Raw genomic sequence first — 23,245 nt, forward strand, 5'->3', positions numbered from 1 at the left:
CCCATATGGGCATACGATGGTGTCATGGCACGAGCGGCGACGACCTCGGACGCGTTCAACGCGATCGCCGAACCGCAGCGCAGGGAGATCCTGGTGCTGCTGAGGTTCGGCGAGCGACCGGTGACCGACCTGGCGCGCGACCTCGGGATGACCCAGCCGCAGGCGTCCAAACACCTGCGGGTCCTCCGCGAGGTCGGGCTCGTCACGGTCCGTGAGGCGGGCAGGCAGCGGCTCTACGGCCTGGACGCGAGCGGGCTGCGGCCGGTCCACGCGTGGGTCGGCGGCTTCGAGCGGTTCTGGAACGAGAGCTTCGGCCGACTGGACGACTACGTCCAGGAGCTGAAGCGGGAAAGACAGGAAGGACCACACGATGGCGACGACCGATGACGGCGGCGGGGCCGCCCGCACGACCGCGGACCGCGAGGTCGTGATCTCCCGGGAGATCGACGCCCCGCGAGAGCTGGTGTTCGAGGCGTTCACCCAGGTCAGGCATCTGTCGCGGTGGTGGGGGCCGGAGGGCTTCACCACCACGACCCGGTCCTTCGCGTTCCGCGTCGGCGGCGCCTGGGACTTCGTGATGCACGGGCCGGACGGGACCGACTACCAGGAGTGGATCACCTGGCGGGAGATCGTCCCGCCGGAGCGGATCGAGCTGCTGCACGGCGAGTCCCGCGACGACCCGAACTCCTTCGAGTCGGCCCTGACCTTCGAAGCGGCCGGCGAGCGGACCCGGATCATCATGCGCACACTGTTCCCCACCAAGGAACTCCGCGACGAGGCCGTGGAGAAGTACCACGCGATCGAGGCCGGCGAGCAGACGCTGAACAACCTGGCGGCCTACGTCGCCGAACTCGCCCGGCCCGGAATCACCCCGGACGGGGCCGCACCAAAGGGAGTTGAGGGCTGATGGCCGGCAAGGTGTTCTTCAGCGTGACGATGTCGCTCGACGGCTTCATGGCACCGGAGAACGTGCCCTTCGAGGACGTCTTCTCGCCCCAGGGGCAGAGCGACCCGCGGGTCCGGCGCTGGTTGGCGAAGTGGTCGGAGCTGCAGGCGTGGGTGTTCCCGACCCGCTTCTTCCGGGAGAACCTGAAATTCGGCGAGGGCGGCGAGGAGGGCACCGACAACGACGTCGCCCGGGCGACCTTCGAGCGCACCGGCGTGAGCGTCATGGGGCGGCGCATGTTCGACGCCGGTGAGCAGTCCTGGCCGGAGGAAGCGCCGTTCCACACCCCGGTGTTCGTCGTCACCCACACCCCGCGCGACCCGTGGGAGCGGCCGGGCGGCACCACCTTCCACTTCGTCGACGACGGCATCGAGAGCGCCCTCGACCAGGCTCGCGAGGCCGCCGGCGACCGGGACGTGCGGATCTCCGGCGGCGCCGAGACCATCCAGCAGTACCTGGACGCAGGCCTGGTCGACGAGTTCTCGATCACGCTCGCGCCGGTGCTCTTCGGCACCGGCATCCGCCTGTTCGACCACGTGGACCCGGACCGGCTCGCCCTGACCCAGGCCCGCTCGGACGCCTCGTCCCGGGTGACCCACCTGACCTACACGACCGCGAAGCGCTAGCCGAACAGCCGGTCGAGGAAGGCGTTCCCGAACACCCGGTGCGGGTCCAGCCGGTCGAAGGTGCCCGCCGCCTGCCCCCACACCGACTCCCCGAACGACCCCGGGATCGCCGAGCCGAGCACCTCCTCGTCGCTCCACCCGGCCTTCTCGGTGTAGGCCCAGCCCTTCGACCACTCGACCCGGGCCAGCGCGTCCGTGCCGTCGTACGAGCGCAGCAGGAACTGCTCCAACTCCCGCAGGAACTCCTCCGCGTGGGGCGTCCCGGGCAGCGTCAGGACGTCCAGCCAGACCGCCGTGTCCCACTCCGGGTGCGCGGTGCTCGGGCGCAGTGCGGACAGCAACGGGGCGCGGGCGCCGGTCAGTTCGGTGTCGGCGGGGTGGTCGAGGCCGGTCACCCGGATCTCGACGGTGCCGTTGACGGGGAATCGCCCGAGCGCGGCGTACGCGGTGAGCCGCTTCTTGTAGAAGGCGGTGAACTCGTGCACCACGCGCTGCACTTGGGCCCGGGTGGTCAGCACCGCGTACCCGTTCGCGGTCTCCCGCAGGGTCGTCGGCCTGATGTACAGCAGCGTGTTCTTCGACGGCCCCCAGATGTCCGCCGACAGCGTCGCCGTCAACCCCAGCGCGGCGGCGGCGAGTTGGGCGTTGCCGAGCACCGGCGCCAGATACCAGGCCGCGTCGGACACGATGCGCCCGACGAGATCCGCGACGACCGTCGGCACGTTGTCGGAGAACGGATAGTTGTACGGCGACGACACGCGCCGCGAGGTCAGCGGGCGGGTCGGCGCCACGCTCCACACCTTCAGCCACGGGAACTCGGTGAAGGCGAACCAGATCGCCTCCGCCCGCCCCGACGCGTCCAGGAAGCTCGCGAAGGTCCGCCCGCCGGACCCGGGCGCCGCGAACAACTCGGCGGCCGGGATGTCCGTACGGCTCAGGCAGCGCAGGTTCGCGTCGGCCCCGACCCGCAGCACGACCTCGGTGACCAGCGCCCGCCCCAGATGCGTGAGCAGCGCCGCGCAGTCAGCCTCGTCGCGCGTGTAGGTCCGCAGCACGTACGCACCCGTGTCCGCGTCCCACACCACGGCCGTCAGCTCCAGCACCAGATTGCTGAGCGACCCGAACGTGTGCCCGGCCGTCCGCTGCTCGCCGTGCGCCGGTACGGCCGTGCCGTGCGCGTCGACGGCGAGAGCACCGCCGAGCGTCAGGTCACCCGGGGCGGGCGTGGCGGTGAGACCGAGGCCGTGGCCCTCCACGAAGGTGAGCAGCGCCTCCAGGGTGATGCCGGTGCCGGCGCGTACCGCCGAACGGGAGTCCAGCGCCATGCCGGTGAGGTGCGGGGCGGTGTCGACCAGCAGCACCGGCGCGTCGGACGTCGTACCGGACTCGATCGTCAGGGGTGACCAGCCGTGCGAGGCGCCGCGCGGGCGGACCCGCCAGCCGTGCCGCCAGGCCCAGTTGACGACGGACAGCACCTGGTCGGCGTCGGTCGGGGCGCAGGCCCACAGGCCGTCGGCGGTGATCTCGCCGGCCCAGTTGCGGTACGCGGAGCGGTAGAGGCCGACCTCGGCGGGGAAATCGGGTAACTCGGCCGCGGCGACGGCCGGATCGGCCGTCAGGAGGACGGGTACGACGGCCAGGGCCGCCGCGGAGCGGAGGAAGCCCCGACGGGTCCAGGGAGCGGAACTGCCGTTCCCCGGCTGGAGGTTGTTCGCCACATGATCGGTCACGCGCACACGCTAGGTGGGCGTTGACACGAGTAGGCACCCTGTAGAACCGGTTCACCCGTCCGAGTGAAATATCCACAGGTCACGGCCAGGAGGAGCCCGAACCGCGCATGTCAGTGGTGGATGACAGACTGACTCCATGGACGAACGTGTAATCGGCAGGTCGAATCAGCAGCTGTCCGTCGTAGGGCTCGGCACCTGGCAGCTGGGCGCCGACTGGGGAGACGTCGACGACAAGGAAGCCCTCGCCGTGCTGGAGGCGGCGGCGGAGTCGGGGGTGACGTTCTTCGACACGGCCGACGTGTACGGCGACGGCCGCAGCGAGCAGACCATCGCCGCGTTCCTGAGCGGCCGCCCCGACCTGCACGTGCTGGTCGCGACGAAGATGGGCCGCCGCGTCGACCAGATCCCCGAGAACTACGTCCTGGACAACTTCCGCGCGTGGAACGACCGTTCGCGCCGCAACCTCGGCGTCGACCGCATCGACCTCGTACAGCTGCACTGCCCGCCGACGCCGGTCTACTCCTCGGACGAGGTGTTCGACGCCCTCGACACCCTGGTCGCAGAGGAGCGCATCGCCCGGTACGGCGTCAGCGTCGAGACCTGCCAGGAAGCCCTCACCGCGATCGCCCGGCCGAACGTGACGAGCGTGCAGATCATCCTCAACGCCTTCCGCATGAAGCCCCTGCTCCAGGTGCTCCCGGCCGCCCAGGAGGCGGGCGTCGGCATCATCGCGCGCGTGCCCCTCGCCTCCGGCCTGCTGTCCGGCAAGTACACCAAGGACACGGTGTTCCCGGAGAACGACCACCGCACCTACAACCGGCACGGCGAGGCCTTCGACCAGGGCGAGACCTTCTCCGGCGTCGACTACACCACCGGTGTCGAGGCCGCCGCCGAGTTCTCCGCGCTCGCCCCGGAGGGATACACCCCGGCCCAGCTGGCCCTGCGCTGGATCATCGACCAGCCCGGTGTCACCTCGGTCATCCCCGGCGCCCGCTCACCCGAACAGGCCCGCGCCAACGCGGCGGCCGCCAAGCTGCCCGCGCTGTCCCCGGACACGCTCACCGCGATCCGGGACCTCTACGACCGCCGCATCAAGGAGCAGGTCGAGGGCCGCTGGTAGGTCGCGGCTCCGTTTGAAGGGTCGGCGGTCCGGTTACACGGACCGCATGATCCAGGATGAAGAGCGGCGGTCGGGGCGCGACGAGTCCGAGGACGAGCGTGCCGACCGGATGTGGGGCGAGCTGATCCAGGAGGTCAGGGTCGCGCAGACCGGCGTACAGATCCTCTTCGGATTCCTGCTCACCGTCGTCTTCACCCCGAAGTACGCGGAGTTGGAGCACGCGAACCAGGTCCTCTACATCGTGACCGTCGTCCTCGGCGCCACCGCCACCGGCGCCCTGATCGGCCCGGTCTCCCTGCACCGGCTGGTCTCCGGCCGGAGGGTGAAACCGCAGGCGGTGCGCTGGGCGTCCCGGCTCACCTTCGTCGGACTCGTGCTGCTGCTCGCGACGATGACCGCCGCGCTGCTGCTGATCCTCCGGGTCGCCACCCACGACGGCTATGTGCCCTGGCTGGTCTCCGGGGTGGTCATCTGGTACCTGCTGTGCTGGTTCGTGCTGCCGATGTGGACACGGCACCGGCATACGACCCGCTGACCCCGAGCCGCGCCAGCTGCCGGTCGTGCACCCGGCTCAGCACCAGCACCGAGACCGTGGCCCCGATCAGCGCGCAGAACATGTCCCACTGGGTGTCCCACACATCTCCCTGAGTGGCCAGGAACGCGTCCGCGCCGTGCCCGCCGATCACGGCCGCCGCCCACTCGAAGAGCTCGAAGAGGGCGCTGAAGGCGAGACACGCGCAGACCGTGAGCGGCGCCAGCCAGCGGCTGCCGCGCAGGGGCGAGGTCCGGGTGAGCACCTCCCGTACCAGGACCGCCGGCACGAAGCCCTGCATCAGGTGGCCGAGTCGGTCGTAGGGATTGCGGCTGAGGCCGAAGGTGTCCCGGACCCAGTCGCCCGCCGGTACCTCCGCGTACGTGTAGTGGCCGCCCACCGCGAGGACCAGCGCGTGCACGGCGAGCAGGCAGCACAGCAGGCCGGTGAGGGGGAAGCGGCGCCAGGTCAGGACGATCGCCGGGAGGCCGACGAAGACCCACACGGTCTCCAGGAACCAGGTCGTGCGGTCGTGCGGATGCCAGGCCGAGACGGCCATGCCGACGACCACCAGAGCGGCCATGACGGCCGGCAGTCGGCGCCGGGAAGCAGGAACGGACACGATGGGGCTCCCTTGTCGTGGGGAGCCCCATCGTGTCCGACGGCCCAACTCGCTACATGAGTACGGCTACTCAGCCGGAGTGGTGGTCTTGCGCAGCGCGCTGAGGCAGCTGTCGATGGCCTGCTGGAGTTCCTCGAGGCGCTGGACCATGTCGTCCTCGTAGAAGTCCTGGGCGTCGTCGAAGGTCAGCTCCTCGAACGCCTTCGTGGCCTTCTGGAGGCTACTGTAGAACTTGGTGCGCTTCTCCTGGACGCGCAGTTCGGGGTCGGCCTCGACCGCCTCGACGACCAGGTTCTTCATCGTGTCGTAGGCCTCGGTGGCCCACTCGCCGGTGTCCTCCCCGTCCTCCAGCTCGTCGAGGAGGGACAGGTGCCGCTCGGCCTCCTGGCGCAGGTCGACGGGCGCGTCGACCGTCTGGCCCGCGGGGGTCTTGATCTGGCCCGACTCGGCGATCTGCCGCACGTACCCGATGCGGTCCGCCGAGCGGCTCTCCGTCGCCACGGCCTTCTTCAGGTCGTCGGTGCGTACGACGTCACGGGCCAGCTCGGACTGCAGCTCGGGGTCCTCGCGGACACGGTCCAGCAGGGCCTGGCGGGCGGCCCGCGCGGTGGAGGGGTCGGCGAGGATCGCGGCGCGCAGCGCGGTCGGGTTCTCCGCGACCTCCAGCGCCTTGGTGGGGCGGATGCCCTCGGCCTCGGCGGCCTCGGTGATGGCGGTGCCGCGCTCGGAGGTGGCGCTGGAACGGGACACGTAGTAGTTCAACCACACGTCGGCGTCCGGGAGTTCGACCTCCTGGCCGGGGGCCAGCTCCTCGAAGTGCGGGACGAGACCGTCGTCCGCGGCCCGGTCCCAGGCCTTGTAGTAGCGCATGACGCGCTCGGGGGAGCAGTCGGCGAGCTCGGCGAACTCCTTCGCGGACACCTTCGGCGTCTCGTCCGCGCTCTGCCCGCCGGGCCGGACGCTGCGCGCCACCTTGAGGCCGAACGCCCAGCCGCCGGTGCGGGCGTAGGCTCCGAACTCGTGCGCGTCCCGGGCGACGAGGCCGGCGTCGTCGAGGGCGGTGAAAGACGTCTCGGCCTGGTCGATCACTACGGTCAAGGCGGACTCTCCTGGGCTTGTGATGAGCACGGTGCGAACACGCAGCCTATATCCACCCATTGCCGCTGGTTTGAGCGCCCGGCCTTCGCGTCGCCGCCGGTGCCGTCAGTTCGATTACCGCCGGAAGGTCTTGAAGAAGGTCTGCAGGGCCTGGCGGTTGGCCGCGTCGTTCCACGCGTCGGCGGGCGTCGTCCACCGTAGCGAGAAACTGCGCCCGCCGCCGATCAGGAAGCCACGCCCCAGGGTGCGCACCCGGTCGTCGCCCGTCCCGGAGAACCACTCCAGGTCGGCCGCCTTGTCGCCCTGGAACGTCGTGGCCCTGATGTCGCCGATCTGCTGGAAGCCCTCGGTCTGCTTGAGCCCGGGAAGGACGTCGTCCCGCCAGATGGCCACCGGGTCCGGGCCCGCCTGTGTGCTGTATGTCACGGCCAGCGTGCGGGGGTCGCCGGTGGCGCCGAAGGTGATCCGGTATGCACCGGACACCTGCTGGGTCTCCACCACCTTCCAGCCCTTGGGCAGCGCGACGGAGAAGCCCTGCTCCGCCTTGAACACCCGGAAGCCGGCGGGCAGCGCCGAAGTGGTGGAGGAGGGGGACGGCGACGCGGTGACCGAGGGCGAGGCGGGTGCGGAGGCGGAGGCGGGCGGTGCCGCGGGGGACGTGGGCGACGGAGTCGCGGACGGGGAGCCGGCGTGACCGTCGACGTCGCCGCCCGGTGTGCCGACCGGGGCCGAGGCGGACGGGAGCGGCGAGGGTGAGGTGGCCGCCGAGGTCGAGGTGCCGGGGAGTTGATGGGTCGCGGCGAGGACGGCGACCGTGACGGTGCCGACGGCGAGGGCGGTGCCGACGGCCATGCCCCGCCCGCTCCAGGTGGTGCCCACGCCGTGTACGGCGTCGTAGGCGCGCCGCAGCCGGTGCAGCGGGACCGGCTCGCGGTCCGCGTACGGGTCGTCGGTGAGGATGCGGGTGAGGGACTCGCGGACCACGGGGCGGGTCAGCCGCTCACGGGAGTTCTTGCGCAGCAGCCCCTGCACGATCTGCGCCAGCGGGCCGGCCCGCGACGGGCCGCGCATCGGGAGCCGGTCCACGCCCTTCAGCGTCGCCTCGGGGCGGCCCCGGTCGCGGAACGGCGGATGCCCCTCGACGAGGGTGTATAGGATCGCGCCGAGCGCCCACAAGTCGGCGGCGGGGCCGATGCGTTCGTCCCGGGCCTGCTCCGGCGAGGCGTACGACGGGGCGGTGATGCGCGGGGCGAGGGTCGCGCCCGCGAGGCCGAAGCCGGTGAGGACGACCCCGCCCTGGTCGCGTACGAAGACCTGGCCGGGGCTGAGTTCGCCGTGGGTGATGCCCTCGCTGTGCGCGGTCTCCAGGATGTCGAGCAGTTCGAGTCCGATGCGGGCGGCCCGTACGTAGTGGAACGTGCCTTGCTGGGCGAGGAGTTGGCCGAGCGGGATGCCGTCGATCCAGTCGGTGACGGTCCACAGCGTGCCGCCGTCCTCGACGGCGTCGACGACCGGGGCGACGCGGGTGGGGGCGAGCAGCACCATGGTCTCGGTGGTGCGCAGGACGCCGGCGGCGGTGCGGCCGGCGCCCTCTCCGTCCGGGGCGGCGGGGAGGGTCACCTGGGTGAGGAGGCAGGGTCGTTCGGCGATCGTGTCCTCGCCGTACCAGGAGACCCGGTTGGTCTCGCGGTGCGCGACCTCCATGGGCCGGTATCTGCCGGCCACCAACTCGTGTGCGGAGACATGCGTCTCGACCATGGCCATCCCTCGCTGAACCCCTGGTTCTCACCTTTCCCAGAAGTACGGCGGGTGTGGCGGGCTGCGTTCAAAGGAAGCCCAATTCCCCGGTGTTTTCTGCCTTTTATTCAACGGCTGCGATCAGGTGTGCGAGAAAAAGGGAGTCGCGAGGAGGTCCCAGGTCGCCGCTCGTGTCCCGGCCCGGCGGAATTCGCCACGGAGGTGTCCGTGGCGGAATATCAACGCCGGACCTGGTGGTAACCAGCGGTAAACGGCGACCCGAAGACCCTCAATGCACCAGTGTTTGTCGACAACTTCGTCGCGAGTTTCGTCAACGAGTCTGTCGATGAGCCCGATTGACGGTTTGTCAGCGCAGTCCGAACTCGGCCGACCAGCCGGCGATGTCCCCGACGGTCGCGTTGCCCCCGCAGACCACGAGGCCGAGCCGGGCGCCGTCGCCGACCCGCTCCAGCACCTGCCGGGCGGCGGGCAGCAGACAGCCCGCGGCGGGCTCGGTCCACACCTTGGCGTGCTCGGCGAGATCGAGACACCCGCGCACGGCCTCCCGGTCCGGGACGGTCAGCACCTCGGTGACGAGGGCCGACACATGGTCGTACGTCAGCTGCGACACGCTCGGCGCGCTGAGTGTCGTCACGATCGACGACGGCGTCACCGGCACCGGGCCACCCGCCGCGAGCGCCTCGGTCATGGCCACGGCACCCTCGGTCTCCACGCCCCAGACCCGGATGCCGGGCCGCCGGGCGTGCAGGGCGGCGGCGATCCCGGCGATCAGGCCACCGCCGCCGATGCTGACCAGGGCGTCGGTGAGGTCACCGGCGTCCTCCGCGAACTCCAGGCCCACGGTGCCCTGTCCGGCGATCACCACCGGGTCGTCGAACGGGTGGACCAGGGTCAGCCCCTCGTCCCGCAACCGCTCCACCAGCGCGAACGCGCTCGGCATGTCCTCGGTCAGCCGCAGCGACGCACCGGTCGCCTCCACGAGCGCGATGGACCGCGCCGGTGCCGAACGGGGCATCACCACCGTCGCCTTCACATCGAGCGCCGCCGCCATGACCGCGAGCGCGATCCCGTGGTTGCCGCCGCTGACCGCCACCACTCCGGCGGCCAGCTCGCCCTCGCTCAGCGACAGCAGCTTCGCCGTCGCCCCGCGCGCCTTGAAGGAACCCGTGCGCTGCAACAGCTCCAGCTTGGTCGTGACCGGCACCCCGAGCAGCTCCGAGAGCCCGAAGCTCTCCACGGTCGGGGTGTGTACGACGTGTCCGGCGATCCGCTCGGCGGCGGCTTCGATGTCCGAGATGCCGATCAAGGCAGTCATCCTCTCGGCACGGGGACTGGTGAGCCGTGCCGCTCCGACCCTGACCCGCGAGGGACGTGCAGGTCAACACGTTTCGGACCCGCCCGGCAGTCCGCCCTGGCCGTGAGCGGCCAGGGCGTCGTCAGCCGTCGTGGATCAAGACGTCGAAGCGGGTGATGGGATCGCGTGGATCACCCGCCGGCGCCTCAGTGCTGCTGCGCCTTCTGCGGGGTCTCCTCGCTGGGTCGTACGACGACGAAACCCTCGCCCTGGAGCATGAGTTGGACGGCCTCGCCGGAACCGCCGCGCAGCATCGAGCCGATGGACTGGGAGCGGTGCAGCGAGGTCTGGAGGTGGGCCGACCAGCCGACCACCGCGTCGGTGTCGACGAACACCGGGTACTGCGGCGAGACGGGTATCACCAGCGGGTTGCCCTCGCAGACCAGGCCCAGCTTGCCCTGGCCGGTGAACACGCTGTTGAACAGGCCGCCGCCCGCGATGCCGGAGCCCTTCACCGTCTTGATCGTGTACGACAACGAGGCGTCGAAGCACAGGACGTTGCGGCCGTTGACGGTGAACTCGTCACCGGGGTCTATCTCGACCACGAAGCAGTTCTGCGCCTCGTGCGCGAACCACGCCTCGCCCTGGCCGCGCACCGCCATCAACGGCAGCCCCTCACCGGTGACCGCGCGCTTGAGCATGCCGCCCACGCCCTGGCCCTTGCGCTCGAACTGGAGGTTGCCGCGGTAGGCGATCATCGCCCCCTGGCGGGCGAGCATCTCGCCGTTCACCGCATACCTGATGCATTTGGCGTTCTCTACGGTCATGCCCGGCGCGGTGGCCGGCTGCACCATGTGCTCACTGGAAAACAGATCACCCTTCATGCGGGCATCCTGACCCGGAAGATCTCATTCCGCCAAGATCGGGGACGGGTTGATCGTCCCGGACGGTCAGGCACCGAAGAGCTGTGTCCAGTACGTCCCCATCTGCCCGCCGCCCGCGAAGCCGATGCCTATGTGGGTGAGGTCCGGCTTCAGGATGTTGGCGCGGTGGCCGGGGCTGTTCATCCAGCCCTCCACCACCTCGGCGGGGGAGCGCTGACCGCAGGCGATGTTCTCGCCGATGGTGCGCCTGCGCGAACCCGCGGCCGCGGCCCGGTCCCAGGGCTGGGAGCCGTCGGGGGAGGTGTGCGAGTAGAAGGCGCGGGCCACCATGTCGGTGCTGTGCGCCTGCGCGGCGGCGGCCAGCAACGGGTCCACGGCGAGCGCCCGCAGACCGGCCCTCCCGCGCTCCGCGTTGGTCAGCTCGACCACCTCCGCTGCCGTGGCGGCGAGGTTGGCCGTGGTCAGCGGCGTCGCCCACAGTGCCGTCCAGTAGACGTCGCCGGAACGGGGATCGACGGCCTGCGCGAGACCCGCGTGCGTGAAGTGCCGCTCCAGCAGCGTCTGCCGGGCCTGCTCGGTGCGCAGGCAGTAGTCGACGAACTCGGCGGGCGTGCGCGGACCGGAGACCAGGTGCTCGCCGACGGTGAGGTACGAGTAACCGGCGCGCAGGACCCGCTGGTACACGGACGTGCCGTCACGGCCCTCGGTGCCGAGACGTCCGGCGGCGGCCATGCCGGACGCGTGCGCCTGCGCGGCGGACGCGAGCCGGGGGTCGGGGGAGACGGGCGGTGAACCCGCTTTGGCGCGGGCCGAGTTGGCCAGGGCGAGGAAGCCGGTGGGGTCGGGTGCGGAGGAGGCCGAGTTGGGGCGGGGGCCGGTCGAGGGCGCCGACCAGGGTGCGTACGCCGGTCGCGGGGGCGCAGGCGTCGCGTCTTCCACGACGTCCACGCCGAAGTCCCGTGCGATGCCCGCGAGTCCGTCGGCGTAGCCCTGGCCCAGCGCGCGCAGTTTCCAGCCGGTGCCGCGTCGGTACAGCTCGGCGAGGAGGAGGACGGTCTCCTGCTGGGGGCGGGGTGGGGTGAAGCGGGCGAGGGCACGGCCTGCCGTGTCGGTCACCTGGAGGGTCGGTGCGGGCAGACGGCCCAGGGAGGTGCCGGGATCGGCGGGGCTGATGACCACCGTGACCCGCGCGGCGCCGGTGCGCAGGCGGGCCGGTTCGATGGTCAGGGTGGCGCCCTGGAGGCGCGCTCCGGGTGCCGTCGGCTGGTTGTAGAACACGAAGTCCGCGTCGCCGCCGACCTTGCCGCCTTCGTCGGTGATCAGTGCCGACACGTCGAAGGGGCCGGGTATCCGCAGGGTGAGCGCGCCGCCGGGAAGGGGCAGATTTCCGCCCGGCACCAGCTCGTTCATGGCACCGCCCTCGCTGTTCGTGCCCGGTGGGGACATCCCGGGCCTGGTGGGGACCTCTGTCGCCCGGTGGGACCTCGTCGTCCGTTCAACGTCCCACCGGGGCGCGAGGGTTCCCGCGCGAGGGGGGCGGGAGATGCACCCGGAGATGCAACCCCGCCCCCCAACCGCACCCGCTCAGTCCCGGGCGATCCCCGGCGCGATGTCCTCGTAGGCGACGTTCCGTTCGGTGACGAGGGAGCCCCGGCCGGTGAGGGACGAGCCCTTGATCGGCTTGATCGCCTTGGTGTGTGCGCCGCAGAACGCCGACTCCAGCGTCCGCGCCATCGTGTTCAGGACCGTGCCGTTGTTGGACGTGTTGGCCAGCGTGGTGAGGCTGCGGCGGCCGTCCTGCGAGGTGAAGGAGTAGGTGTAGAAACCCTGGACCGCGCCGGTGTGGCCGTACACCGAGACCCCGCAGGACAGATCGCGGCGCCGCAGCCCGAGGCCGTAGCGCGTGGTGCTGTTGACCGGGGTCCAGCGCTCCATCTGCGCGAGCTGGGCGGCGGAGGTGAGCCGGCCGCCGAGCAGGGCGGAGAAGAAGGTGTTCAGGTCGCGGGTGGTGGAGATGACCGCGCCGGCGCTCTGCGCCCAGGAGACGGTCTGGTCGGTGGCGTCGACGAGCTGCGCGCCCGCGCGGTCGGGGGTGAGGTAGCCGTGGGCGTGGCGGCCCGGGATCTTCGTGGCGGGGTGGACGTAGAGGGTGTCGCGCAGCTTGAGCGGCTTGATGATGCGGTCGCGGTACTCGGTGCCCACGGCGTGGCCCGTCAGCTTCTCGATGAGCATCCCGGCGACCACGAAGTTGGTGTTCGAGTACGAGTAGGCGGCGCCCGGCGCGTTGGTGCGCGCGTGGTTCAGGGAGAGCTGGACCAGCTGCCGGTAGGTGAAGACCTTGTCGCGTACGGCCTCGAAGCCGGAGACCGAGTTGGCGAACATGGAGTTCGTGTAGTCGTAGAGACCGCTGCGGTGGCTCAGGATGTGGCGGACGGTGATCCGCTGGTCGGGCAGCAGCCCGGGGAGGTAGCGGTCGACCGAGGCGTCGAGGTCCAGCTTGTGCGCGTCGGCGAGTTGGAGCAGGACGACGGCCGAGAACGACTTGGTGATGCTGCCGATGCGGAAGCGGTCGGCGTTGCCGATGGCCCGGCGGGTCGTGCGGTCGTCGACGCCCGCGGCGGCGGTGTAGACGGTGCCGTTGTCGTCGATACGGGCCATCGCCCCGGGCGCGCCCTGCTCCGTCAGCGTGCGCAGCACGGCACGGAGACCCGCCAGGTCGGGCGCCGGGCGTCCCGCCGCGGCGGGACGCGGAAGCGCGGCCGTACCGCCGGTCCTTGTGGTGTCCGACCCGTGGGTCGCGGCATGTGCCGGTACCGCCGCGAGCGTCAGCAGTGCCGCCGCCGACGCCGTGGCCCTGCGCACCGTTCTTGAGACCATGCGGTTCTCTCCCGTTTCTCTCTGTCTGCGAGATCGGTCACAGTCGCGCGAGGCAACCTTCTCGCGTCCCGTCACATCTCCACAGCTGACGCACAGTTGGTCACTTGCTGATCACTGAGCGATCGGATTCGCAAAGTATTGCCATGAAAAGTTCGAAAACCGCTCATTTCGGCTTTACATGCACATGACGTATTTGCAAGGGTTTCGGCCCGGGGCCCGACCAGCCCCCTGGGACGCGTTCAACCGCGCCCCGACACAAGGCGGTTGGTGATCCTGGCCGTCTTCGAACGGAGGAGCCCTCATCCATGCGTGGACCCCACATACGCAGCCTGGCGGTCGCCGTCGCGGTGACGACGGCCGCCACGGGGCTGGCCGGGACGGCCTTCGCGGGACCGGCCACGGGGACGGACCGCGCGACGACGTCGACCGGCACGAGTGCCGCGTCCGTCGTCGCGGCCGCACGGGCCGCCGCGTTCGCGCACGCCACGGCGACCGGTGTCACGCGGGGCGATGAACTCCGGGCCCAGGACGTGCTGATCGACCCCGAGGGCGCACGGCACGTCCGGTTCCTGCGCACGCACCAGGGCCTGCCCGTCCTCGGCGGCGACCTCGTCGTCCACCTCTCCCACCGGCTCACATACACCGGCGTCACCCGGGCGGCCGACCACAGCGTCAGCCCCGCCACCACCCGGCCCCACCTGACGGCGACGCAGGCCGAGGCGAAGGCCGCCACCGTCGCCCGGGGCGACGCGGGCACCGCCGAACTCGTCGTGGACGCCCGGGACGGGGGAGCCGCCCTCGCCTACCGAATACCCGTCAGCGACAGCAGCACCGCCGACGCGACCGGCACCCGCACGGTCGTCGTCGACGCCGTCACCGGCAACATCCGCAGCAACACCCCCGACAGCGACGAGTTCCTCTCGCCCAAGCTCCTCGACACCCTGCGCGAGCGCGGCGAGACCATGGACCCGGCCACCGGCACCGCCGTACAGCCGAAGTCCCTCACGTCGGCCGCCGCGAGCCGCGCGGTCCACTACCCGGTCACCGCCTCGGGCACCGGCACCTCCCTCTTCGTCGGCAAGGTGCCGCTGACCACCACCCGCACCGCGCGCACCAGTTACCTCCTCAAGGACCCGAGCCGCTGGGGCACCGAGACCCGCGACGCCAAGGGCAAGGAGCTGGAGAGCTTCGCGCAGGGCAAGACGTTCACGACCACGAACGACAAGTGGGGCAACGGCGCCGTCTCGCGCCGCGACAGCGCCGCCGTCGACGCCCAGTACGGCATCACCAAGACCCTGGACTTCTACAAGAAGACCTTCGGCCGCAAGGGCATAGCCAACAACGGCAAGGCCGCCCGCGGCATGGTCCACTTCGGCAAGAAGGTCGCCAACGCCTTCTGGGACTCGACGTGCGGCTGCATGCTCTACGGCGACGGCGACGGGGACATGTTCAAGAAGCCGCTCGTCGTCCTCGACGTCACCGGCCACGAACTCACCCACGGCGTCGTGGACGCCACGGCGAAGCTGGAGCCGACCCGCGTCGACGCGCAGGGCAACCAGTTCGGCGAACCGGGCTCCCTGAACGAGTCACTCGCGGACATCTTCGGCTCCAACGTCGAGTTCAGCGCCAACAACGCCAAGAACCCGCCGAACTACCTCATCGGCGAGAAGCTCGGCCTCGCCCAGAAGTTCCTGCGCCGCCTCGACCACCCCTCCCTCGACAAGCTGGAGGGCACGATCGACTACTGGTCGCCGCAGGCCTACGACGCCGAGGTGCACGCCGGCTCCGGGGTCTCCTCGCACGCCTACTACCTCCTCGCGGAGGGCAGCGGCAGCAAGAAGATCGGCGGCTTCACCTACGACTCGCCCACCTACGACGGGTCCACGGTCACCGGCATCGGCCGCACCAAGGCCACGGCGATCTTCTACCGCGCGCTCACCCGCTACATGGTCTCCACCACCGACTTCCACGACGCGCGCTTCGCGACCCTGAAGGCGGCGGCCGACCTCTACGGCGCCAACAGCACCGCGTACAAGACCGTCGACCAGGCGTGGGCCGCCGTGAACGTCACGGTCGCCAACACCCCTGCCGCCAGGCACTGATGACCGGCCGGGTGCCCTGCCGCGAACCGTGAGCGGGGCACCCGGGCGCCTGGTATCGGGTATCGGGTATCGGGCGAGCTTGTCGACCTAGTCGGCCCAACCGGCCTCCGGACCTCCTCATCCTCAGACCCACTGCTTCTCGATCTCCTCGGAGACGGTGAACCCGGCCCCGCAGGACGGGCAGCTCGCCTTCCCGAACACGTACGTCAGTGCCCGCGCGACCTCCGGCTGCCCGAACTCGACCGCCTCGCCGTGCAGTCGCGCACCGATGCCGTCGAGCCGGTCCGGCACCGCCGGTACGAGTTCCGTGCGCGGCGCCGCGCCCTCGGTGCCCGCGCCGGTCACGTAGTCGCCGGCCGAGGTGAAGACGCCGTAGGAGCCGAACGCGACGAACAGGCCCTCCTCGCACTCGGGGCACTCCAGGTCGTACTCCTCGCTGTTGATCCCCTCCAGCGCCTCCGCCCACACCCCGCCGTCCTCGAAGGCGAGCACGGCCATCTGGAGGTAGACGAAGGTGTGCGCGTCCTGCCCCGGATCGGCCCGCAACTCCCGTGCCACAGCCAGTAGTTGGCCTATCTCCCGCGCGTACCGCGCCCGGCACTCCTCGTCCGGGTCCGTGGTGATCAGCCCGGCCATCGTGACCGCCTGTATCGCCCCGCCCGGCGCCCGGCCGAGCGCGATGTCGGTGAGCACGGGCAGCGCCGCCCAGCTCGCGTCGTACACCGAACCCTGGTGGCACAGCGAGCCCCACAGCTCCTGCCACACCTCGTCGTCCTCGGACCCGCCGAGCCGCGCGAAGAGACCCGGGATGTCCTCGGCGCTGCCGTAGGCGTGGCTCAGCCCGGACCAATCGATCGTCGTCATACGGCGATTGTGCCGCCCGGCACTGACAACGCCCCTCCCACTGGCGCCGGCTCGGCTCCCGCCGGCACCAACGCCTCTCAGGCGGCTCACAACTTCGCTTCGACCAATCCTGCTTCTTTTATTGACGACGGAAAAGAAGGGATCTAGGTTCCCGCCATGCGCTCGATCCCCCGTACCGAGTCGTTCCCGGCGCACACGCCGGCCGTCTCACAGGTCTTCACGACCGTGCTGTCCCACGGCCCCCTCACCCGTCTCGAGGTGGCCCGCCGGACGGGGCTGTCGGCGGCCGCCGTGACCAAGGCGGTCCGGCCGCTGATGGAGGCCGGGTACCTGGCGGAGGGCGCCGACCAGGACGCGCCCCCGGCGCTCGGGCGGCCCGCGAACCTCGTCCGGGTCGACGGCGGACGGGCGTTGTTCATCGGGGTCAAGGTCACCGGCGACGAGATCATCGCCGTCCTCGCCGACCTCTGCTGCCGTCTCCGCGTCGCCCGCCATGTGCCGCTGACCGACCACGACCCCAAGGCGGTGCTCGCCTCGATCGCCGACCTGGCACAGGAACTCCGGATCGAGGCCGACGAGTTGGGCATCCGGGTGCTCGGCCTCGGTCTCGCGGTCTCCGGCGACGTGGACCGCGGCGAAGGGGTCGTCCGCTACTCGCCGTTCCTGGACTGGCGGGACGTACCCCTGGCCGAACTGGCAGCCATGACAACGGGGTTGCCGGTCACCGTCGACAACGACGTGCGCGCGCTGACCGTCGCCGAGCAGTGGTTCGGCGCCGGCGCGGGCCTCACCGACTTCGCCGTGGTGACCGTCGGCGCGGGCATCGGCTGCGGACTCGTCGTGCACGGTCAGGTCGTCGCGGGCGCCCACGGGGTGGCCGGTGAGATCGGGCACGTGGTCGTCGACCCCGTCGGGCCGCTGTGCCACTGCGGCAACCGCGGCTGCGTCGAGGCGATTGCCGGGGACGCCGCGATCCTCACCCGCGTCCGCGAGGTCACCGGCGTCCACGTAGCCGACACCGCCGAGGCGTTGGCCCTCGCCCACCGGGGCGACGCCGGAGCGCGCGAGGTGTACGCGCGGGCCGGTGAGGCCATCGGCCGGGGCATCGCGACCGTGGTCAACCTGTTCGGCCCCGAACGCGTGATCATCTCCGGCGAGGGCCTGGCCGCCTACGACCTGTTCGCCGAGCAGATCCGCGACTCCTTCACCGCCGCGGCCTTCGGCTCCGCCGCCCGCTGCGACGTGCACACCCGCCCCCTGCCCTTCGACCAGTGGGCGCGCGGGGCCGCCGCCACCGCGATCCAGTCCTTCATTCGAGCCGCCGACTAGCCCGCCCCCACACCCCACCTGAAACCCGCCCCCCTCCTACCCGCACGAGGAGCCCGACGATGTACTCCCTCACGCCCGTCCGCGCCCTGAGAGCCATGGTGGTCCTGGCCCTCACCGCAGGCTTCGCGACCCACCTCCCCGCCGCGCACGCGGCGACCCCGTCGGCGGACACGTCCGCGCCCGTGGCCGCCAAACCCTTCATGGGCTGGTCGAGCTGGAGCATGCAGTCGTCCAAGTACCCCGGTCTCAACCCGGACGGCGACTACAGCTACCTGACCGAGGCCAACGTCACCAAGCAGACCGACGCGCTGGCCTCGAAGTTGAAGAAGTACGGCTACAACTACGTGAACATCGACGCGGGTTGGTGGCGCGACAACGCCTGGACGCCGGAGTACGACCAGTACGGCCGCCAGAAGGCCGACCCGAAACGTTTCCCCAGCGGGATGAAGGCCGTCGCCGACCGCATCCACTCCAAGGGCCTCAAGGCCGGCATCTACCTGCCGGCGGGCCTGGAGAAGGAGGCGTACAACGACGGCAAGACGCCGATCTGGAACGCCGCAGGCTGCACCACCGCCGACATCGTCTACAGCGACCTGCGCACCACCAACGGCTGGGACAGCTCGTACAAGCTCGACTTCTCCCGCCCCTGCACCCAGAAGTACATCGATTCACAAGCCCAGTTGATCGCCGACTGGGGCTACGACTTCCTCAAGCTCGACGGGGTCGGCCCCGGTTCGGGGAAGAGCGGTGACCAGTACGACAACGTTGCCGATGTGGCCGCCTGGAACAAGGCCATCACCGCCGCCGGACGCCCGGTCCACCTGGAGCTGTCCTGGTCCCTGGACTACGGACACGCAGCCGACTGGAAGAAGTATTCCAACGGCTGGCGGATCGACACCGACGTCGAGTGCTACTGCAACACCCTTGTCAGCTGGGAGAACTCGGTCGACGACCGCTGGGACGACACCCCCGCGTGGACCGGCCAGGCAGGCCCCGGCGGCTGGAACGACCTCGACTCCCTCGACGTCGGCAACGCCGCGATGGACGGGCTGACCAAGGCGGAGCGCCAGAGCTACGCGACCCTCTGGGCCGTCGCCAAGTCCCCGCTGTTCAGCGGTGACGACCTCACCCGCCTCGACGACTACGGCCTCTCGCTGCTCACCAACCGCGAGGTCATCGGCGTCGACCAGAGCGACGCACCGCCCGCGCGCCCGGTCACCCCGTCCGACGCCCAGCAGGTGTGGGCCGCGAAGAACCCCAACGGCACGTACACGGTCGCCCTGTTCAACCTCGCCGACGCCCCCGCCGCCGTCTCCGCGAACTGGACGGCCCTCGGCTTCACCGGCAAGGCCGCCGTCCGCGACCTCTGGAACCACGAGGACCTCGGCACCTACACCAACAAGGTCACCGAGGCCCTGCCCGCCCACGGCTCCCGCCTCTTCACCGTCACCCCGCGCGGCAGCGCCGTCACCACGACCGGCTACGAGGCCGAGGCCACCGGCAATACCCTTTCCGGCAACGCCACCGTCGCCGACTGCTCGGCCTGCTCCGGCGGCAAGAAGGTCGGCAACCTCTACGTCGGCGGCAAGCTCACCGTCAACAACGTCACCGTCGCCAAGGCCGGCACCTACCAGGTGAAGATCGCCTACGTCAGCGGCGACTCCCGCTCGGCGAGCGTCTCCTCGAACGGCAACGCGGCCACCAGCCACAAGTTCCCGTCCACCGGCGACTGGGGGACCGTCGGGACGGTCAGCGTGCCCGTGTCCCTGAAGGCGGGCGCCAACACGATCACCTTCGACAGCGGTTCGGGCTACGCGCCGGACATCGACCGGATCGACGTGCCCACCTCTTCCTCCTGAGCCGACCTTTGCGGAGACCGTCATGTCCAGTGCACCGTTCGACCTGCCCAGACGCAATGTGCTCGCCCTCGCCGCGGCCACCGGCGCCCTCACCGGCCTGCCCGCCTTCACCGCCTCGGCCGCACCGCAGCGACCCGCCGACTCCCCGGCCGACAGCGGCACTTCACACCACACCCTGTGGTGGCAGGCGCCCGCCGGCGACACCTCGATGATCGAACAGGGCCTCCCCGTCGGCAACGGCCGCCTCGGCGCCCTCGCGAGCAACGACCCTGGCCACGAGGTCCTCCTCGTCACCGACGCCACGATGTGGACCGGCGGCCTCAACGACACGCTCGACTCCGACGGCCAATTCCCCTACGGCCGCGCGGACTTCGGGTCCCTGACCCTGCTCGCCAGACTCACCGTCGACATCCCCGACCACGACCTCGGCGCCGTCTCCGGCTACCGCCGCACCCTCGACCTCGAGCGGGGCGTGGTGGGAGCCTCCTACGTCCGCTCGGGGGTGACGTACCGGCGGGAGATCTTCTCCAGCCGCCCCGACGACGCGATCGTCCTCCACTTCAGCCAGAACGGCGGCGGACGCTACACCGGCACGATCACGCTGGAGGGCACGCACGGCGAGGCCGCCGCGACCTCCTTCGGCGCCGCGTTCGCCAACGGCCTGAAGTACGGGGCCGCCGTCACCGCCTACGGCAGCGGCGGCCGCGTCACGGTCAGCGGCTCGAACATCACCTTCTCCGGCTGCAAGGACCTGACCGTCGTCGTCAGCGGCGGCACCAACTACGCGCCGGACCCCGCCCACGGCTACCGCGACCCCAAGGCCGACCCGCAGAAGCTCGCCCGCGGCAAGGTCCGTGCCGCCGCCGAGCACTCGGCCGACACGCTGCTGCGCACCCATGTCGCCGACCACCGCACGGCGTTCGGCACGTTCGGCCTCACGCTCGGCGAGTCGACCGCCGAGCAGCGCGCCCTCGACACCTGGGAGCGCATCCAGCTGCGCGCCACGAGCGGCGAGCCCGACCCCGAACTCGAGGCCGCCTACGTGCAGTTCGGCCGCTACCTCATGGTCGGCTCGTCGCGCGGCAGCCTGCCGATGGGCCTCCAGGGCGTGTGGCTGGACGGCAACGACCCGGACTGGATGGGCGATTACCACACCGACATCAACATCCAGATGAACTACTGGATGGCCGACCGGGTGGGCCTGTCCTCGTGCTTCGACGCGTTCACCGACTACTGCGTCACCCAGGTGAAGGACTGGACCGAGCTGACCGGCAGGCTGTTCCAGGACTCCCGCAACCGCTTCCGCAACACCAGCGGGAAGGTGGCCGGGTGGACCGTCGCGTTCTCCACCAACCCCTATGGCGGACTGGGCTGGTGGTGGCACCCGGCGGGCAACGCCTGGCTGTGCAACAGCCTGCGGGAGCACTACGAGTTCACGCACTCCCGCACCCACCTGGAGAAGATCTACCCCCTCCTCAAGGGCGCCTGCGAGTTCTGGGAGACGCGGCTGGTCACCACCACCCTGGACAACGGCAAGGAGGTACTGGTCGCGGACCACGACTGGTCGCCCGAGCAGGGTCCGCAGGACGGCAGGGGCAACACCTACGCCCAGGAAGTGGTGTGGACCCTCTTCGGCAACTACGCGGCGGCCTCCGCGGAGTTGAAGCGGGACAGCGGGTTCGCGAACACCATCGCGGGGCTGCGCAGGCGGCTGTACCTGCCCGAGGTGAGCCCGACGTCCGGCTGGCTCGAGGAGTGGATGTCACCGGACAACCTCGGCGAGACCACCCACCGCCACCTGTCCCCGCTGATCAACCTGTTCCCCGGCGACCGCATCCGCCCCGACGGTTCCACCCCGAAGGACATCGTCGCCGGCGCCACCGCCCTGCTCACCGCGCGCGGCATGAACAGCTTCGGCTGGGCCAACGCCTGGCGCAGCCTGTGCTGGGCCCGTCTCAAGAACGCCGACAACGCCTACCAGTTGATCGTCAACAACCTCCGCCCGTCCGAGAACGGCACCAACGGCACCGCCTTCAACCTCTTCGACATCTACGAGGTGGAGACGGGCCGCGGCATCTTCCAGATCGAGGCCAACTTCGGCACCCCGGCCGCCGTGACCGAGATGCTCCTGTACTCCCGGCCCGGCCATCTGGAACTCCTGCCCGCCCTCCCGGACGCCTGGGCCGACTCCGGCTCGGTCACCGGGGTCGGCGCCCGCGGCGGCTTCGTCGTGGACCTGCGCTGGAAGAACGGCAAGCCGACCGAGGTGAAGCTCCGCAGCGTCGGCGGTCGTACCACGACCGTCGCCCACGGGGGCAGGACCCGCACCGTGTCCGTCAAGCCGGGCGGATCCGTCACGCTGAGGGACTTCGCCCGGTGAGCGCGAGACGGGCACGACTGTGCCGTACGGCCGCACTCCTCCTGCTCGCCGCCGCCTTCCAGGCCGGACCCGCACACGCACAACCGCAGGCACCGACGCAGGTGACGGCGGTGAACGACCCGAAGGACGTGGTCACTTGGGGAGCGAGCGCCGACCACCTCGGTGACGGCGTCGCCGACCGCAGCTACCGGCTGGTCGTGCACACCAGCGTGGCCGGCGGCGATCTGCGGATCCGGCTCTCCAACGCCTTCGGCGACCGGCCGCTGACCTTTGACAGCGCCTACGCCGGTGTGCAGAAGGCGGGCGCCGCGCTCGTCCCCGGCTCCAACCGGCGGCTCACCTTCGGGGGCGCCAAGTCGGTCACGATCCCGGCGGGCGAGGTGGCCTACAGCGACCCGCTTCCCGGCAGACTGCCCGCCGCGACCAACCTCGTGGTCAGCATCCACACCCCGGACGCGGCGGGCCCGGCGACCGGCCACGGCATGGCGATGCAGACGTCGTACGCCACCCAGGGCGACCACACCGGCGAGGAGGGCGCCACCGCCTGGACGGACACCACCGGCTCCTGGTACTACCTCGACGCCGTCTCCGTACGGCCGAGCGCGGGCATCGGTGCCGTGGTCACGCTCGGGGACTCCATCACCGACGGCTGGGCCTCCACGTCGGACCTCAACCGGCGCTGGCCCGACTACCTGGCCCGGCGGCTCCAGAGCGCCCACACGACCGTCAAGGGCGTGGCCAACGAAGGGATTTCGGGCAACAAGGTCCTCGCCGACGGCGCAGGCCAGAGCGCGCTGAACCGGTTGCAGCGCGATGTGCTGTCCCAGCCCGGCGTCCGCACCGTGTTCCTCTTCGAGGGCGTCAACGACATCAAGGCGCACTCCGGGGTCACCGCCCAGGACCTGATCGCCGGCTACCGCGAGATCATCGAGCGGGCGCACGCGGCCGGGAAGTGCGTCGTCGGCTCCACCGTCGGACCCTTCAAGGGCTGGCCCGAATGGGACGCGGCCGGTGAGGCGGTACGCCAGGAGGTCAACCAGTTCATCAGGAGCAGCGGGGAGCTGGACGCGGTCACCGACTTCGACCACATCCTCCGCAGCCCCTACGACCAGGAGAGGATGCTCCCCTTCCTCGACGGCGGCGACCACATCCACCCCAACGACAAGGGGATGGCGGCCATGGCCGACGCGGTCGACCTCAAGGCACTCGACTGCGGGAAGTGAA

19 protein-coding genes are annotated in these 23,245 nt (G+C 70.8%); 10 read left to right on the forward strand and 9 right to left on the reverse strand.

Annotated elements, in window-relative coordinates:
* Positions 1 to 24 precede the first annotated feature (24 nt).
* The 3 genes from OHT77_RS41420 to OHT77_RS41430 are packed head-to-tail and all read left to right on the forward strand — an operon-like array spanning position 25 to position 1,572.
* Positions 25 to 387, forward strand: coding sequence for an ArsR/SmtB family transcription factor (locus OHT77_RS41420; protein ID WP_328833500.1), 363 nt, complete (start codon positions 25 to 27; stop codon positions 385 to 387).
* Positions 371 to 907: an SRPBCC family protein gene (locus OHT77_RS41425; protein ID WP_328833501.1), complete on the forward strand. Its 537-nt coding sequence runs from the start codon at positions 371 to 373 to the stop codon at positions 905 to 907. Before OHT77_RS41420 ends, OHT77_RS41425 begins: the two co-directional genes overlap by 17 nt.
* Complete coding sequence (locus OHT77_RS41430) at positions 907 to 1,572, forward strand: dihydrofolate reductase family protein (protein ID WP_328833502.1); 666 nt, start codon at positions 907 to 909, stop codon at positions 1,570 to 1,572. The genes OHT77_RS41425 and OHT77_RS41430 overlap by 1 nt, the downstream gene beginning before the upstream one ends.
* Here the strand turns inward: OHT77_RS41430 and OHT77_RS41435 are convergent.
* Entirely contained in the window at positions 1,569 to 3,302 is a 1,734-nt protein-coding gene (locus OHT77_RS41435) for a cholesterol oxidase substrate-binding domain-containing protein (protein ID WP_443048181.1), read from the reverse strand. The genes OHT77_RS41430 and OHT77_RS41435 overlap by 4 nt on opposite strands.
* Before the next feature lie 136 nt (positions 3,303 to 3,438).
* Here OHT77_RS41435 and OHT77_RS41440 point away from each other — a divergent pair, with 136 nt between their 5' ends.
* Complete coding sequence (locus tag OHT77_RS41440) at positions 3,439 to 4,422, forward strand: aldo/keto reductase (protein ID WP_328833503.1); 984 nt, start codon at positions 3,439 to 3,441, stop codon at positions 4,420 to 4,422.
* Between the two features lie 46 nt (positions 4,423 to 4,468).
* Entirely contained in the window at positions 4,469 to 4,957 is a 489-nt protein-coding gene (locus OHT77_RS41445) for a DUF6328 family protein (RefSeq protein WP_328833504.1), read from the forward strand.
* On the opposite strand, the gene OHT77_RS41450 is transcribed toward OHT77_RS41445, so the two are convergent.
* From OHT77_RS41450 to OHT77_RS41480, 7 genes are all read right to left on the reverse strand, one after another.
* The gene (locus tag OHT77_RS41450; protein WP_328834485.1) at positions 4,890 to 5,537 is read right to left on the reverse strand and encodes a DUF2238 domain-containing protein; all 648 of its coding nucleotides are present in this window, start codon (positions 5,535 to 5,537) and stop codon (positions 4,890 to 4,892) included. The genes OHT77_RS41445 and OHT77_RS41450 overlap by 68 nt on opposite strands.
* 105 nt (positions 5,538 to 5,642) lie before the next feature.
* A complete protein-coding gene (locus OHT77_RS41455) occupies positions 5,643 to 6,665 on the reverse strand; it encodes a hypothetical protein (RefSeq protein WP_390922714.1) in 1,023 nt (340 codons plus the stop codon).
* A 123-nt stretch (positions 6,666 to 6,788) separates the two neighbouring features.
* Positions 6,789 to 8,438: a serine/threonine-protein kinase gene (locus OHT77_RS41460; RefSeq protein ID WP_328833506.1), complete on the reverse strand. Its 1,650-nt coding sequence runs from the start codon at positions 8,436 to 8,438 to the stop codon at positions 6,789 to 6,791.
* A gap of 340 nt (positions 8,439 to 8,778) precedes the next feature.
* Positions 8,779 to 9,738, reverse strand: coding sequence for a threonine/serine dehydratase (locus OHT77_RS41465; protein ID WP_328833507.1), 960 nt, complete (start codon positions 9,736 to 9,738; stop codon positions 8,779 to 8,781).
* A 194-nt stretch (positions 9,739 to 9,932) separates the two neighbouring features.
* Positions 9,933 to 10,610: an AIM24 family protein gene (locus OHT77_RS41470; RefSeq protein ID WP_328833508.1), complete on the reverse strand. Its 678-nt coding sequence runs from the start codon at positions 10,608 to 10,610 to the stop codon at positions 9,933 to 9,935.
* 66 nt (positions 10,611 to 10,676) lie between these two features.
* Positions 10,677 to 12,020: a CAP domain-containing protein gene (locus OHT77_RS41475; protein ID WP_328833509.1), complete on the reverse strand. Its 1,344-nt coding sequence runs from the start codon at positions 12,018 to 12,020 to the stop codon at positions 10,677 to 10,679.
* Between the two features lie 174 nt (positions 12,021 to 12,194).
* Complete coding sequence (locus OHT77_RS41480; RefSeq protein WP_328833510.1) at positions 12,195 to 13,487, reverse strand: serine hydrolase domain-containing protein; 1,293 nt, start codon at positions 13,485 to 13,487, stop codon at positions 12,195 to 12,197.
* A gap of 305 nt (positions 13,488 to 13,792) precedes the next feature.
* Between OHT77_RS41480 and OHT77_RS41485 the strand changes: the two genes are divergently transcribed.
* Positions 13,793 to 15,589, forward strand: coding sequence for a M4 family metallopeptidase (locus OHT77_RS41485; RefSeq protein ID WP_328833511.1), 1,797 nt, complete (start codon positions 13,793 to 13,795; stop codon positions 15,587 to 15,589).
* Between the two features lie 123 nt (positions 15,590 to 15,712).
* Here the strand turns inward: OHT77_RS41485 and OHT77_RS41490 are convergent, their stop codons facing one another.
* On the reverse strand, positions 15,713 to 16,453 hold the full coding sequence (locus OHT77_RS41490) for a hypothetical protein (RefSeq protein WP_328833512.1): 741 nt from the start codon (positions 16,451 to 16,453) through the stop codon (positions 15,713 to 15,715).
* A gap of 156 nt (positions 16,454 to 16,609) precedes the next feature.
* On the opposite strand from OHT77_RS41490, the gene OHT77_RS41495 reads away from it, so the two are divergent.
* From OHT77_RS41495 to OHT77_RS41510, 4 genes are read left to right on the forward strand one after another with little or no spacing between them, the layout of a single operon-like run.
* Positions 16,610 to 17,782, forward strand: coding sequence for an ROK family transcriptional regulator (locus OHT77_RS41495; protein ID WP_328833513.1), 1,173 nt, complete (start codon positions 16,610 to 16,612; stop codon positions 17,780 to 17,782).
* Positions 17,783 to 17,841: 59 nt separating this feature from the next.
* Positions 17,842 to 19,641 carry an alpha-galactosidase D gene (locus OHT77_RS41500; protein WP_328833514.1) on the forward strand — a complete coding sequence of 600 codons (1,800 nt, stop codon included), beginning with the start codon at positions 17,842 to 17,844 and terminating at the stop codon, positions 19,639 to 19,641.
* A 22-nt stretch (positions 19,642 to 19,663) separates the two neighbouring features.
* The gene (locus OHT77_RS41505; protein WP_328833515.1) at positions 19,664 to 22,021 is read left to right on the forward strand and encodes a glycosyl hydrolase family 95 catalytic domain-containing protein; all 2,358 of its coding nucleotides are present in this window, start codon (positions 19,664 to 19,666) and stop codon (positions 22,019 to 22,021) included.
* The gene (locus tag OHT77_RS41510; protein WP_328833516.1) at positions 22,018 to 23,244 is read left to right on the forward strand and encodes an SGNH/GDSL hydrolase family protein; all 1,227 of its coding nucleotides are present in this window, start codon (positions 22,018 to 22,020) and stop codon (positions 23,242 to 23,244) included. The genes OHT77_RS41505 and OHT77_RS41510 overlap by 4 nt, the downstream gene beginning before the upstream one ends.
* Position 23,245 lies beyond the last annotated feature (1 nt).

Origin of the sequence: Streptomyces sp. NBC_00252, assembly GCF_036187565.1 — a bacterium.
Lineage (GTDB): Bacteria > Actinomycetota > Actinomycetes > Streptomycetales > Streptomycetaceae > Streptomyces.